This is a genomic window from Pseudomonas sp. F2 (genome assembly GCF_057174385.1).
This window is the reverse complement of sequence record NZ_CM169904.1, coordinates 218712-233185: the sequence shown is the minus strand read 5'-3', so window position 1 is coordinate 233185 and position 14474 is coordinate 218712. Positions and strand designations below refer to the sequence as shown.

12 protein-coding genes are annotated in these 14474 nt (G+C 58.4%); 1 reads left to right on the top strand and 11 read right to left on the bottom strand.

Annotated features, from left to right (window positions below):
* Nucleotides 1–50 precede the first annotated feature (50 nt).
* The 3 genes from htpG to AC193Q_RS01040 all read right to left on the bottom strand — a co-directional run bounded on the left by htpG (nt 51) and on the right by AC193Q_RS01040 (nt 2962).
* Nucleotides 51–1955, bottom strand: coding sequence for a molecular chaperone HtpG (htpG, locus tag AC193Q_RS01050; protein ID WP_047293050.1), 1905 nt, complete (start codon nt 1953–1955; stop codon nt 51–53).
* Between the two features lie 81 nt (nt 1956–2036).
* Nucleotides 2037–2489, bottom strand: a complete 453-nt coding sequence (locus AC193Q_RS01045; RefSeq protein WP_121184401.1) for a PaaI family thioesterase — start codon at nt 2487–2489, stop codon at nt 2037–2039.
* A complete protein-coding gene (locus tag AC193Q_RS01040) occupies nt 2486–2962 on the bottom strand; it encodes a PaaI family thioesterase (RefSeq protein WP_121184399.1) in 477 nt (158 codons plus the stop codon). Before AC193Q_RS01040 ends, AC193Q_RS01045 begins: the two co-directional genes overlap by 4 nt.
* Nucleotides 2963–3120: 158 nt before the next feature.
* On the opposite strand from AC193Q_RS01040, the gene AC193Q_RS01035 reads away from it, so the two are divergent.
* Entirely contained in the window at nt 3121–3357 is a 237-nt protein-coding gene (locus tag AC193Q_RS01035; RefSeq protein WP_007962865.1) for a hypothetical protein, read from the top strand.
* A gap of 88 nt (nt 3358–3445) precedes the next feature.
* On the opposite strand, the gene AC193Q_RS01030 is transcribed toward AC193Q_RS01035, so the two are convergent.
* From AC193Q_RS01030 to AC193Q_RS00995, 8 genes are all read right to left on the bottom strand, one after another.
* Complete coding sequence (locus AC193Q_RS01030; RefSeq protein WP_047292849.1) at nt 3446–3847, bottom strand: MAPEG family protein; 402 nt, start codon at nt 3845–3847, stop codon at nt 3446–3448.
* On the bottom strand, nt 3847–4584 hold the full coding sequence (locus AC193Q_RS01025; protein ID WP_003223022.1) for a DUF599 domain-containing protein: 738 nt from the start codon (nt 4582–4584) through the stop codon (nt 3847–3849). The genes AC193Q_RS01030 and AC193Q_RS01025 overlap by 1 nt, the downstream gene beginning before the upstream one ends.
* A 194-nt stretch (nt 4585–4778) precedes the next feature.
* Nucleotides 4779–6092: a branched-chain amino acid transport system II carrier protein gene (gene brnQ, locus AC193Q_RS01020; RefSeq protein WP_121184397.1), complete on the bottom strand. Its 1314-nt coding sequence runs from the start codon at nt 6090–6092 to the stop codon at nt 4779–4781.
* Nucleotides 6093–6480: 388 nt separating this feature from the next.
* Nucleotides 6481–7362 carry a succinate--CoA ligase subunit alpha gene (gene sucD / locus AC193Q_RS01015; protein WP_003223019.1) on the bottom strand — a complete coding sequence of 294 codons (882 nt, stop codon included), beginning with the start codon at nt 7360–7362 and terminating at the stop codon, nt 6481–6483.
* Nucleotides 7362–8528 (bottom strand): ADP-forming succinate--CoA ligase subunit beta, encoded by a 1167-nt coding sequence (sucC, locus tag AC193Q_RS01010; protein ID WP_003223015.1) that lies wholly within the window; start codon nt 8526–8528, stop codon nt 7362–7364. Before sucC ends, sucD begins: the two co-directional genes overlap by 1 nt.
* A 201-nt stretch (nt 8529–8729) precedes the next feature.
* Entirely contained in the window at nt 8730–10166 is a 1437-nt protein-coding gene (gene lpdA / locus AC193Q_RS01005; RefSeq protein ID WP_041074385.1) for a dihydrolipoyl dehydrogenase, read from the bottom strand.
* 97 nt (nt 10167–10263) lie between these two features.
* Complete coding sequence (odhB, locus tag AC193Q_RS01000; protein WP_095667149.1) at nt 10264–11493, bottom strand: 2-oxoglutarate dehydrogenase complex dihydrolipoyllysine-residue succinyltransferase; 1230 nt, start codon at nt 11491–11493, stop codon at nt 10264–10266.
* A 42-nt stretch (nt 11494–11535) separates the two neighbouring features.
* Complete coding sequence (locus tag AC193Q_RS00995; protein ID WP_047292838.1) at nt 11536–14367, bottom strand: 2-oxoglutarate dehydrogenase E1 component; 2832 nt, start codon at nt 14365–14367, stop codon at nt 11536–11538.
* Between the last annotated feature and the right edge of the window lie 107 nt (nt 14368–14474).

The window sequence follows — 14474 nt, the reverse complement described above, 5'->3', positions numbered from 1 at the left end:
TAAACACCAGAATGAAAAAACCCGCCGAAGCGGGTTTTTCTACATCGTGATTAGGCTGACAGCTCAACCAGCAGCTTGTTCAGACGGGTCACATAAGCGGCCGGGTCTTTCAAGCTTTCGCCAGCCGCCAGAGCGGCCTGATCGAAGAGGATGTGCGACAGGTCGCCAAAACGCGCTTCGTTCTGCTCGCCATCGAGTTTCTCGATCAGCGGGTGGCTCGGGTTGAATTCGAAGATCGGCTTCGACTCCGGCACTTTTTGCCCGCTGGCTTCGAGGATCTGGCGCATTTGCAGGCCCAGGTCCTGTTCGCCGATGGCCAGAATGGCTGGCGAGTCGGTCAGGCGGTGAGAGACGCGAACCTCGGCAACGGAATCGCCCAGCGCGGTTTTCAGGCGCTCGACCAGACCTTCTTTGGACTTGGCGACTTCTTCTGCAGCTTTCTTGTCCTCTTCCGAGTCCAGGTTGCCCAGATCGAGGTCACCGCGTGCTACGTCGACAAAGGTCTTGCCGTCGAACTCGCTGAGGTAGCTCATCAGCCACTCGTCGATACGATCGGTCAGCAGCAGCACTTCGATGCCTTTCTTGCGGAAGACTTCCAGGTGCGGGCTGTTCTTGACCTGCGCATAGGTTTCACCGGTGAGGTAGTAGATCTTGTCCTGACCTTCCTTGGCGCGCGCCAGGTAGTCCGCCAGACCGACGATCTGCTCGCCGTCACCTTCGGTGGTCGATGCGAAGCGCAGCAGACCGGCAATTTTTTCCTTGTTGGCGAAATCTTCTGCCGGGCCTTCTTTCATGACCTGACCGAAGTTTTTCCAGAAGCCCTTGTATTGCTCAGGCTCGTTCTTCGCCAGTTTTTCCAGCATGTCCAGCACGCGCTTGGTCAGCGCCGACTTCATCGAATCGATGATCGGGTCTTTCTGCAGGATTTCCCGCGACACGTTCAGCGACAGGTCGTTGGAATCGACCACGCCTTTGATGAAGCGCAGGTACAGGGGCAGGAACGACTCGGCCTGATCCATCACGAACACGCGCTGCACGTAGAGCTTCAGGCCTTTCGGCGCTTCACGCTGGTACAGGTCGAACGGCGCGCGGGCCGGCACGTACAGCAACGAGCTGTACTCGAGCTTGCCTTCGACTTTGTTGTGGCTCCAGGCCAGCGGGTTTTCAAAGTCGTGGGCGATGTGTTTGTAGAACTCCTGGTATTCCTCGTCCTTCACTTCAGTGCGCGGACGGGTCCACAGGGCGCTGGCGCGGTTGACGGTTTCCCATTCAACGGCTGGTTTCTCTTCGCCCTCGGCAGCAGCCACTTCTTTCGGCAGCTCGATCGGCAGCGCGATGTGGTCGGAGTATTTCTTGATGATGTTGCGCAGACGCCAGCCATCGGCGAACTCGTCTTCACCAGACTTCAGGTGCAGGACGATGCGGGTACCGCGCTCTGGTTTGTCGATGGTGGCGACTTCGAACTCGCCCTCGCCTTTCGACGACCAGTGCACGCCTTCGCTGGCAGGAGTGCCGGCGCGACGGCTGTACACATCGACTTTGTCCGCCACGATGAAGGCGGAGTAGAAGCCGACACCAAACTGGCCGATCAGGTGCGAATCTTTCTTCTGATCGCCCGAGAGATTCTTCATGAAATCGGCGGTACCGGATTTGGCGATGGTCCCCAGGTGGGTGATCACATCGTCACGGTTCATGCCGATACCGTTGTCTTCGAGGGTGACGGTCTTGGCGTCCTTGTCGAAGCTCACACGGATTTTCAGTTCAGCGCCACCTTCGAGCAATTCCGGCTTGGCCAGAGCTTCGAAGCGCAGCTTGTCGACAGCGTCAGAGGCGTTCGAGATCAATTCGCGAAGGAAGATTTCCTTGTTGGAATACAGCGAATGGATCATGAGGTGCAGCAGTTGCTTTACCTCGGTCTGGAAGCCCAGGGTTTCCTTTTGAGTTTCCACACTCATGGTCATCAAACTCCAATCAGATGGCAGTGGCCGCGACCCGGAGGGTCGGCGGCGGGTTGTTCACTGAGTTGGGGGCAGCGTTCAGGATTTCAAGGGCTCATCGATTTTGAAGTGTGCACGGGCGGTGGCGATCGGTTCGCTCTCGGTACTTTGCCAGGCCGTGATGGCGACGTTGGCCACACGCCGGCCCTGGCGGCAGACCTGGCTTTTGGCCCAGGTGTCGCGAAACTGCCCGGCGCGCAGGTAATCCAGGGAAAAATCGATGATCTTCGGCACCCCGGGCGCTCCGGTGAAGATCAGCAAATGCAACGCGGCTGCCAGCTCCATGAATCCGGCGATCACCCCGCCATGGATCGCAGGCAATAAAGGGTTACCAATGTTGTCCTTGTTCGCCGGCAGCTTGAACAGCAGGTCATCACCGACTCGCGAGCATTCGACGCCGATCAGCCCGGCGTAGGGAATCATCTGCAGCAAAGGCGCGTAATCGCCCTGAGCGTGAGCCAGCAGCAGTTGTTGCTTCCAGTCATCGCTCATCGAAGTTCTCCTTTGATCCTGCCGCCAAATCCCTGGGTGCCTTTCAGCCCCTTGCCCATGCGCATGAACGTGCCAACCACATGGGCTATGGGTTGCTGCGGGTCGTCCTGATAGGCAAAACCGCGAGCGAAGATCACATCGGTGGTGACCCGATAACACTCGGCGAAACCGTAGACGTCCTTGTTCGGCTCTGCGGCGTGCATGTAGTCGATGCGCAGGTCCAAGGTCGGGCAGACTTCGAATTCCGGCAGCACGCACAATGTGGACATGCCGCATGCGGTGTCCATCAGCGAAGTAATCGCACCGCCGTGGATGACCCCGGTTTGCGGATTGCCAACGATTTTCGCGCTATACGGCAGCTTCACTGTCAGCCCTTCGCTGCTGGCGCTGTGCACCGTCAAACCGAGCACCTGACAATGGCGCAGGGCGGAGAGAAAGCGTGTCGCGCGCTCAAAAACGGGGTTTTCAGCCATTTGATAATTACTCTCGTTAGAGCCTTTTGCCAGTAGTAAGCAATACGGCAAAAGTTCCACTGAAAAACAAACTTATATATCTGAACAAAATGAGGAACTTAACCTTTGGCGCTGCGCTCTTAAGGCCAGTAGTTATTTTCCATAAGGAGAAACACCCCATGCGTAAGACTTTAGCTATTGCCTTGATGTTGACCGCTTCCCTCGGTCTCGCTGCCTGCGATAAAAAATCCGAGGACAAAGCTCAAGATGCCAACCAACATGCTGAGCAAGCTCAGCAAGACATGAACAAAGCTCAGGATAAAGTGAACGACGCAGCAAAAGAAAACGCCGAAGCTGCCAAAGCTCAGGCTGAATCGAATCAAGCTGCTCAGGAAGAAGCTGCCAAGAAGCAATAATTGCGACTTGATGCAGAAAAAGAAAACCCGCCAAGTGCGGGTTTTCTTTTGCCTGTGATTTTTGGTCAGTTTTGGCTTAGAGGCTGTTTTAGAGCAATACGGTTCTAAAAGTCGGACTAATCATCAGCAACAAACTGCAGAGCAGGCCGACCAGCCACACCAGGCTGCGCAGGGATGGTTTATCCGCCAGATACAACCACACGTAAAGAACCCGCGCGATCACAAAAATGATTGCCAGAGCATCAATCAACCAGCCTTGGGTTTGCGTGGTGTGCGCCATCAGCACACCCACGGCGAACAGGATGAACGCTTCGATGCAGTTCTGATGCGCCGCCAGCGCCCGCGCGCCGTAACCAGTGAGTTGCGCCTGTTGTTGGCGCGGCAGGTGGTTGTTGTAACCGCCCTGCTCTTTCATGGCTTTAGCCACCGGCATACGCGCGATGTAGATCAACAATGCACTGATAAACACACACCAGAACGGAATACTCATCAAGCGGCCTCTTTATTGGTTTCGGGCAATGGCGCCTCTGTAGGGGTATAGACCATCACATCGAGCACGTCGGAATGAAACTCGCGACGGTACAACACTAGAACCACACCGGCACTCATCAACATGAACAACCATGGGCTGACAAACCACGCCAGCATGCTCATGCCGAAGTAGTAGGAACGCAGACCGAAGTTGAACTGGTTGGCCGCCATCGAAATCACCCGTGCCGCCCGCAGTGCGAACGCCTTGCGCTCCTGCTCGGACACCTGGCGCTCGCCGATCATTGGCGCTGAGCCGACCAGTACCGCGGCAAAGTTGTACTGACGCATGCACCAGCTGAACGTGAAGAACGCATAGACGAACACCAGCGCCAGGCACAGCAACTTGATCTCCGACATGCCCTGCGATGCCTGTTGCACCATCGGGATATCCGCCAGCAACGACACGGCGCGTTCGGATGCACCGAGCACGGTCAGAATACCGGCAAGAATAATCAGGGTGCTGGAGGCGAAGAACGAGGCGTTGCGTTCCAGATTGCCAATCACGCTGGCGTCGGCGATGCGGTTGTCACGCAGGAGCATGCGGCGCATCCAGTCTTCGCGATACAGGTGCAACACACTGGCCAGACACGCAGTGTCGCGGGCCTTCCACGACGCATAACGGGTGTAGCCGCCCCAGCAGATGACAAACCAGAGCGCGGCCAGCAGGTGGATCAGGTTGGCTTGGATGAACGACATGCAATTCCCTGTGGAGTATGGATGCTACCTGTGGGAGCGAGCCTCTCGCTCCCACATTAAGACTTCGGCAACCTTTCGACGTTAGCTCGCGAAAAAAGACACTGCCAGACGCCCATAAAAAATGCCCCGTATCGATTGATACGGGGCATTTCCGTTTAAGCGCTGAAGACCCGCTTGTGGCGGGTCAGACAACGTCAGGCAACGGCTTCGCTGCGCTTGCCCAGCAGGCGATCGCAGACCACGGCGACCACCAGGGTCATCACGCATGGCACCAGCCAGGCCAAACCCTGCTCGCTCAGCGGCAGGTGCGCCAGCTGCGACGGCATCCAGTCAGCCAGACCAGCGCCCTTGAGCGCGTCGATGGTGCCGAACAGGAACGACACCAGCATGACCGGGCCGAGGATCCGCCCGTGTTCATGCCAGAAGCCCTTGCAGAAACTCAGAGCCACCAGAACGATGCACGGCGGGTAGATTGCGGTCAGTACCGGGATCGAGAACGCGATCAGCTTGGTCAGGCCCAGGTTGGACACCAGCAGCGAGAACGCGGCGAGGATGATCACCAGGGTCTTGTAGGACAGCGGCAGCACGCGGCTGAAGTATTCAGCGCAGGCGCAGGTCAGACCGACCGCGGTCACCAGGCACGCCAGCGAGATCAGCACCGCAAGGAAACCGCTGCCCGGCGAACCGAAGGTGTGCTGCACGTAAGCATGCAGCACCGCCGCGCCGTTGGTGGCACCGACCGCGACTTCATGGCTGCCGGAACCGAGACGGAACAGGCTGATGTACACGAGCGCCAGACCGACACCGGCGATGAGGCCGGCAATGATCGCGTAACGGGTGATCAGCGCAGGCGACTCGACGCCACGGGAGCGGATTGCGTTGACGATGACGATGCCGAACACCAGCGCGCCGAGGGTATCCATGGTCAGGTAACCATTGATGAAGCCCTGGGAGAACGGTGCCGCGACGTATTCAGGCGTGGCCTGGCCAATATCACCGGCCGGCAAAGCGAACGCGGCGATGCCGAGTACCGCCAGGGCGATGATTTTCAGCGGCGCGAGGAATCGCCCCACGGTATCGAGCAGACGGCCCGGATACAGCGAGATGAAGAACACCAGCAAGAAGTACACCGAGCTGTAGAGGAACAGCGCCAGCGGGCTTTCGCCGGTCAGTGGCGCCAGACCCACTTCGAACGACACGGTCGCAGTCCGCGGGGTGGCGAACAACGGGCCGACCGCCAGGTAGCACGCCGCGGCGAGCACACCACCGGCGATCTTGCCGATCGGGCTGCTCAGCGCATCCATCGCACCACCGACCTTGGCCAGAGCGACAACGGTGACCACCGGCAGACCGACTGCCGTGATCAAAAAGCCCAGCGCCGCCATCCAGACGTTAGGTCCGGACTGCAGGCCGACGATAGGCGGGAAAATGATGTTGCCGGCCCCGACGAACAGGGCAAATGTCATAAAGCCCAGTGCCAGGATGTCCTGACCTTTCAAAACTTTCATTAAGGAAATACCACACTACTGAATCGGAATTTAGAGGGGGATTTCCCTGTGGGGTTAGGGAAATGCTGTCAGTCCGTATGGGGCTGACCCGTTTAGCGCGTTGCATGCCTTGTGGGCGGCAGACGCAAAAATGGCTGCTAGCCTAACGAATTTGTCTGACAAACGCACTGTTTGAGGGCGAACTATCCGATACACGACGTGTCGGTGTCGCGTTTACGCATCTAAATTTCATAAAGAACGCAAAGATCAAAAGATCGCAGCCTGCGGCAGCTCCTACAGATAATCCTGTGTAGGAGCTGCCGCAGGCTGCGATCTTTTGATTTTCAGAAACAACAAAGGCCACCCGAAGGTGGCCTTTGTCTGGTGAAGCGTCAGTCAAGCACGAGGCTTACTTGACGGCCCAACCGGTCAGCTCGGCCAGTGCCTTGCCGATGTCTGCCAGCGAACGCACGGTTTTTACGCCTGCGTCTTGCAGCGCAGCGAATTTCTCGTCTGCAGTGCCTTTGCCGCCAGAGATGATTGCGCCCGCATGGCCCATGCGCTTGCCCGGAGGAGCAGTCACACCCGCGATGTAGGAAACAACCGGCTTGGTCACGTGTGCCTTGATGTAGGCAGCCGCTTCTTCTTCAGCCGAACCGCCGATCTCGCCGATCATCACGATCGCTTCGGTCTTCGGGTCTTCCTGGAACAGCTTCAGGATGTCGATGAAGTTCGAACCCGGGATCGGGTCACCACCGATGCCGACGCAAGTCGACTGACCGAAACCGGCGTCAGTGGTCTGCTTCACAGCTTCGTAGGTCAGGGTGCCGGAACGCGAAACGATACCGACCTTGCCTGGCAAGTGAATGTGACCTGGCATGATGCCGATCTTGCATTCGCCTGGAGTGATCACGCCTGGGCAGTTAGGGCCGATCAGGGTAACACCCAGCTCGTCGCACTTAACTTTAGCGTCCAGCATGTCCAGGGTAGGAATGCCTTCGGTGATGCAGACGATCAGCTTGATGCCGCCGAACGCTGCTTCCAGGATCGAGTCCTTGCAGAAAGGAGCCGGAACGTAGATCACGCTGGCGGTAGCGCCAGTGGCTGCGACTGCGTCTTTAACGGTGTTGAACACTGGCAGACCCAGGTGCTCGGTGCCGCCTTTGCCCGGAGTTACGCCGCCAACCATCTTGGTGCCGTATTCGATGGCTTGCTGGGTGTGGAAACTACCTTGCGAACCGGTAATACCCTGGCAGATAACTTTGGTGTCTTTATTGATCAGGACGCTCATTATTTGCCCTCCGCAGCTTTGACAACTTGTTGAGCAGCGTCGGTCAGGCTGGTAGCAGCGATGATGTTCAAACCGCTTTCTGCCAGTACTTTAGCGCCCAGCTCAGCGTTGTTGCCTTCAAGGCGAACAACAACCGGGATTTTCACGCCGACTTCTTTCACGGCGCCGATGATGCCTTCGGCAATCATGTCGCAGCGAACGATGCCGCCGAAGATGTTGACCAGTACTGCAGCGACGTTGGTGTCGGACAGGATGATCTTGAAGGCTTCGGTCACGCGCTCTTTGGTAGCACCACCACCTACGTCGAGGAAGTTGGCTGGCTTGCCGCCGTGCAGGTTGACGATGTCCATGGTACCCATGGCCAGGCCGGCACCGTTGACCATGCAGCCGATGTTGCCTTCCAGGGCTACGTAGTTCAGTTCGAACTTGGCAGCGTGCGCTTCGCGCGGATCGTCTTGCGACGGATCGTGGAAAGTCTTCAGCTTAGGCTGACGGTACATGGCGTTGGCGTCGATGTTGATCTTGGCGTCCAGGCAGTGCAGATCGCCGTCAGCCTTGATCACCAGCGGGTTCACTTCCAGCAGGGCCAGATCGTGATCCTGGAACAGTTTGGCCAGACCGACGAAGATCTTGGCGAACTGGGCAACTTGCTTGCCTTCCAGACCCAGTTGGAACGCCAGCTCGCGACCCTGGAATGGCTGAGCGCCAACCAGTGGATCGATAGTGGCTTTCAGAATTTTTTCTGGCGTGTCGTGAGCGATTTTCTCGATGTCCACGCCACCTTCGGTGGAGGCCATGAACACGATGCGACGGCTCGAACGGTCGACGACAGCGCCCAGGTACAGCTCTTTAGCGATATCAGTGCACGATTCAACCAGGATCTTGGTGACTGGCTGACCATTGGCGTCAGTCTGGTAAGTCACCAGACGCTTGCCCAGCCACTGCTGTGCGAAGGCCTTGGCGTCTTCTTTGTTGCGAACCAGCTTGACGCCGCCCGCTTTACCGCGACCACCGGCGTGGACCTGGGCTTTGACAACCCACTCGCTGCCGCCGATTTTGTCGCAAGCTTCTGCTGCTGCTTCCGGGGTGTCTACTGCGTAACCAGTGGAAACTGGCAGGCCGTATTCAGCGAACAGCTGCTTACCCTGATACTCGTGAAGATTCATGCTTTTTACCGTCTTCGTTAGGTACTGCGCATTCGGCGCTGCGCTCTTGATGAGTGCCGCGCCACCTGTGACTGCTGCTTGCGTAGCCTTCCGGTTACCCGGTTCAGCTACGCAAGACTGCGTCCAGCGGACATTCCGCGGTGAGACTTGCTCGCAAGGCTCACGACGGGCCGTTACCGCCGTGGTTTCTTATTGTGTGTCTTAACGCTTCTTGCGGTTGGCAATGTGGATGGCGCCGCCATTCACCGCCAGAGCAGCTTCGTGCAAGGCTTCAGACAGGGTCGGATGGGAGAAAACCATCATGCCCAGGTCTTCAGCGCTGGTGCCGAATTCCATACCGATCGCGCCCTGCTGAACCAGTTCTGCAGCGCTCGGGCCAATCACGTGCACGCCCAATACGCGGTCGGTCTTGGCATCAGCGATGACCTTGACGAAACCACCGGTATCGTTGGCGGCCATGGCACGGCCGGAAGCGGCGAACGGGAAGGTGCCGACGTTAACTTCAACGCCTTCGGCTTTCAAGGCCTGCTCGGTTTTGCCAACCCACGCGATTTCCGGGTGAGTATAAATAACCGAAGGGATCAGGTCATAGTTCATCTGGGCCTTGTGGCCCTTGATGCGCTCGACAACCATGATGCCCTCTTCCGAGGCCTTGTGCGCCAGCATCATGCCGCGCACCACGTCACCGATAGCGTAAACGCCCGGTACGGTGGTGGCGCAGTGATCGTCAACGTGCACGAAACCGCGCTCGTCCAGGGTCACGCCGCTATCGGCAGCCAGCAGATCAGTGGTCACCGGACGGCGACCAACGGCTACGATCAGCTTGTCGAAAGTGATGGTCTGTTCGCCGTTGGCATCGGTGTAGTTAACAACGACTTCGTCGCCGTTCACTTTCGAACCGGTCACGCGAGCGCCCAGCTTGATATCCAGGCCCTGTTTGGTCAGGGTTTTCAGCGCTTCCTTGGAAACAGCGGTGTCGGCTGCCATCAGGAAAGTGTCCAGGGCTTCCAGGACAGTCACTTCTGCACCCAGACGCGACCACACCGAACCCAGTTCCAGACCGATCACGCCAGCGCCGATCACGCCCAGACGTTTAGGGACGGCCTGGAATTCCAGAGCACCCGTCGAATCGACGATGACTTTCTGATCGACCGGAGCCGGTGGAATGTCGATCGGACGCGAACCTGGGGCCAGGATGACGTTTTCGGCTTCGATGACTTCAACCGAACCGTCCGGCTTGGTGACTTCGACTTTCTTGCCAGCCAGCAGCTTGCCGTGGCCCTGGATCGAAGTAACGCCGTTGGCCTTGAACAGGGTGGCAACGCCGCCAGTCAGGTTCTTGACGATGCCAGCCTTGCGGCCAACCATCGCAGCGACGTCCATTTTGACTTCGCCGGTCGAGATACCGTGAACGTTGAAGCTCTCTTTGGCTTCCTTGTACTTCCAGGAGCTGTCCAGCAGCGCCTTGGACGGAATGCAGCCGACGTTCAGGCAAGTACCGCCGAGGGCCTGTTTGCCTTCAGCGTCGGTGTACTTCTCGATGCAGGCAGTGGTGAGACCCAGCTGCGCGGCCTTGATGGCAGCTACATAGCCGCCAGGGCCGGCACCGATCACTACTACGTCAAATTTCTGCGACATTCAAAAAATCCTCTTTAGCGAAAAGCTTCAAGCCGCGCGCTGCGGGCCGTACCGCCGTTGCCGACGGTACGCCACCCGCAGCGCATGGCTGCTTCTATCAGATATCCAGCAACAGACGAGCCGGATCTTCCAGCAGGTTCTTGATGGTCACCAGGAAGGTTACAGCTTCTTTGCCATCGATCAGACGGTGATCGTAGGACAGCGCCAGGTACATCATCGGACGGATCACGACCTGACCGTTGATGGCCATAGGACGCTGGATGATGTTGTGCATGCCCAGAATCGCTGCCTGCGGCGGGTTGACAATCGGGGTCGACATCATCGAACCGAAGGTACCACCGTTGGTGATGGTGAAGGTACCACCGGTCATCTCTTCCATCGACAGTTTGCCGTCACGGGCTTTTTTGCCGAACGTGGCGATGCCGCCTTCGATTTCAGCCAGGCTCATCAGCTCGGCGTTACGCAGAACCGGAACAACCAGACCACGGTCGCTGGAAACGGCAACACCAATGTCGGCGTAGCCGTGGTAAACGATGTCTGCGCCGTCGATCGAAGCGTTGACCGCCGGGAAGCGTTTCAGCGCTTCGGTGGCCGCCTTGACGAAGAACGACATGAAGCCCAGGCGTACGCCGTTGTGGGACTTCTCGAACAGGTCCTTGTACTTCGAACGCAGGGCCATGACTTCGGTCATGTCGACTTCGTTGAAAGTAGTCAGCATGGCCATGTTCGACTGGGCTTCAACCAGACGCTCGGCAACCTTGGCACGCAGACGGGTCATCGGCACGCGTTTTTCAACGCGGTCACCGGCAGCGAATACCGGGGCAGCAGCGGCCGGAGCAGCAGCTTTCGCAGGCGCGGCAGCCGGAGCGGCTTTCTTCGCGGCAACAGCAGCCACCACGTCTTCCTTGGTCACACGACCGCCTTTGCCGGTGCCGGCAACGGAGGCGATGTTGATGCCGTTTTCTTCAGCCAGCTTGCGCGCAGCCGGAGCAGCAACAGGATCGTCTTCGCCTTCGGCAGCAGCCGGGGCAGCGGCAGCGGCAGCAGCGGCCGGAGCAGCAGCGGCGGCTGGAGCAGCGGCAGCAGCGCCGCCTTCAACGATGGAGCCCAGGACTTCGTCGGACAGAACGGTGTCGCCTTCGTTCTTGACGATTGCGCCCAGCACGCCGTCGGCGGTAGCCAGCACTTCCAGTACGACTTTGTCGGTTTCGATGTCGACGATCAGTTCGTCACGCTTGACGGCGTCGCCCGGTTGTTTGTGCCAGGTGGCAACGGTGCCATCGGCAACCGATTCCGGGAAAGTGGGGGCTTTGATCTCGATAGCCATTATCTGTGGTTCCTTAAATTCGGTTTCAGGTGCGCGAAGGCGTTAAACGGTAAACGCGTCTTGCAGCAGTTTTTCCTGCTGCTCGGCGTGCATCGATGCGTAACCACATGCAGGTGCAGCAGAAGCCTCACGGCCCGCGTACTCGAGTACGAGAGATTTGTTGAGGTTACCGATGCTGCGACGCAGGTGGTGCTGGCTGCAGTACCAGGCGCCCTGGTTCATTGGCTCTTCCTGACACCAGACGGCCGCTTTGGCGTTGGTGTAAGGCGCCAGGACTTCTTTCAAGTCGTCCTCAGGGAATGGATACAGCTGCTCGATACGCACGATGGCGATATCGTCACGGCCTTCGGCACGGCGTTTTTCCAGCAGGTCGTAGTAGACCTTGCCGCTACACAGAACAACGCGCTCGACCTTTTTCGGGTCCAGTGCATCGATTTCCGGGATCACGGTCTGGAACGAACCTTCGGCCAGATCTTCCAGAGTCGAGACGGCCAGCTTGTGGCGCAGCAGCGACTTCGGCGTCAGCACTACCAGAGGTTTGCGCAGCGGGCGAATCACCTGACGGCGCAGCAAGTGGTAGATCTGCGCCGGAGTGGTCGGCATGCACACCTGAATGTTGTGCTCGGCGCACAGTTGCAGGTAACGCTCAAGACGCGCCGAGCTGTGCTCAGGGCCCTGACCTTCGTAGCCGTGCGGCAACAGCATGGTCAGACCGCAGAGACGGCCCCACTTGTGCTCGCCGCTGGTGATGAACTGGTCGATAACAACCTGTGCACCGTTGGCGAAGTCGCCGAACTGGGCTTCCCAGATCACCAGCGCGTTTGGCGTGGTGGTCGAGTAGCCGTATTCGAAGGCCAGTACCGCTTCTTCCGACAGGAACGAGTCGTACAGGTCAAAGCGTGGCTGACCTTCGTACAGGTGCTTCAGCGGAATGTAGGTGCCGGCATCTTTCTGGTTGTGCAGCACAGCGTGACGGTGCGAGAACGTACCGCGGCCGATGTCCTGACCGGTCATGCGGATCGGGTGACCTTCGAACGCCAGGGTCGCGTACGCCATGGTTTCGGCGTAACCCCAGTTGATCGGCAGGCCGCCGGCTTGCATCTTCTGACGGTCTTCGTAGATCTTCGCAACCTGACGCTGAACCACGAAGCCTTCCGGAATTTCCAGCAGCTTGGCGGACAGTTCCTGCAGGGTCTTCAGGTCGAAACGCGTGTCGTGACGCGCAGTCCAGGCGTGGCCCAGATACGGACGCCAATCCACGAACAGCTCTTTGTTCGGCTCTTTGACCAGCGATTTCACCACGTGCAGACCGTTGTCCAGCGCGTTGCGGTACTCGTCGACTTTCGCCTGTACACGCTCTGCGTCGAGCACACCGGCCTGAGTCAGACGATCAGCGTACAGCTCACGGGTGGTGCGCTGCTTGGTGATCTGCTGATACATCAGCGGCTGGGTGCCGCTTGGCTCGTCGGCCTCGTTGTGGCCGCGACGACGGTAGCAGACCAGGTCGATCACCACGTCACGCTTGAACTGCATGCGATAGTCGATGGCCAGCTGGGTCACGAACAGCACAGCTTCCGGATCATCACCATTCACATGGAGGATCGGTGCCTGGATCATCTTCGCAACGTCGGTGGCGTACTCGGTGGAACGCGAGTCCAGCGGGTTGCTGATGGTGAAACCGACCTGGTTGTTGATCACGATGTGCACGGTACCGCCGGTCTTGAAACCGCGGGTCTGCGACATCTGGAAGGTTTCCATGACCACGCCCTGACCTGCGAATGCAGCGTCACCGTGGATGGAGATCGGCAAAACCTTCTCACCGGTCGGGTCGTTACGACGATCCTGACGGGCGCGAACCGAACCTTCTACCACCGGGGAAACGATTTCCAGGTGGGACGGGTTGAACGCCATGGCCAGGTGAACTTCACCGCCGGCGGTCATCACGTTGGACGAGAAGCCCTGGTGGTATTTAACGTCACCGGAACCCAGTTCGACCTTCTTCTTGCCTTCGAACTCGTCGAACAGCTCGCGCGGGTTCTTGCCGAAGGTATTGACCAGCACGTTCAGACGGCCACGGTGGGCCATGCCGATGACGACTTCCTTGGTGCCGTAGGAACCGGAACGCTGGATCAGTTCGTCGAGCATCGGAATCAGGCTTTCGCCGCCTTCCAGACCGAAACGCTTGGTGCCCGGGTATTTGGTGCCCAGGTATTTTTCCAGGCCTTCACCGGCAGTCACGCGCTCAAGCAGGTGGCTCTTGATATCGGCGGAGTACGTCGGACGACCGCGCACGCTTTCCAGACGCTGCTGGAACCACTGGCGCTGCTCGGAATCGGTGATGTGCGTAAATTCAGCGCCGATGGTGCGGCAATATGTCTGCTGCAACGCTTCGTGAATTTCGCGTAGGCTCGCTTCCTCTTTGCCGATGAACAGGTCGCCGGCACGGAAGGTCGTATCAAGATCGGCATTGGTCAAGCCGTAATGATTGATCGACAGGTCTGCAGGTGCAGGACGCTGCCACAGCCCCAGCGGGTCAAGCTGGGCTGCCTGGTGGCCACGCATACGGTAGGCCTGGATCAATCGCAGCACTTCAACTTGCTTCTTCTCGTGCTCACTGCTCACGCTCCCGGCGGAAACCGGTTGAGCGCGGCGCTGGTTCTTTGCCAGCAGCACGAAATGATCGCGAATTGTGGAGTGCGAAACATCAGTGGCAGAGCTGCCGTCGGCAGGCAGCTTCTGAAAGTAGGTGCGCCACTCTTCTGGCACAGCGTTAGGGTCGTGCAGGTAGAGCTCATAAAGCTCTTCCACATAGGCAGCGTTTCCACCTGAAAGGTAGGCGCTGTTCCACATGCGCTGCATCACGCTTTCTTGCATGCTTGGTCACCCTCGGTTAGGGGAACACCATCGGCGTCAATACCGAGCAAACTTGCAGAAGTCCGAATGCAGCGACCAAAACAAGCCACTTAGGATCACGCTGATAG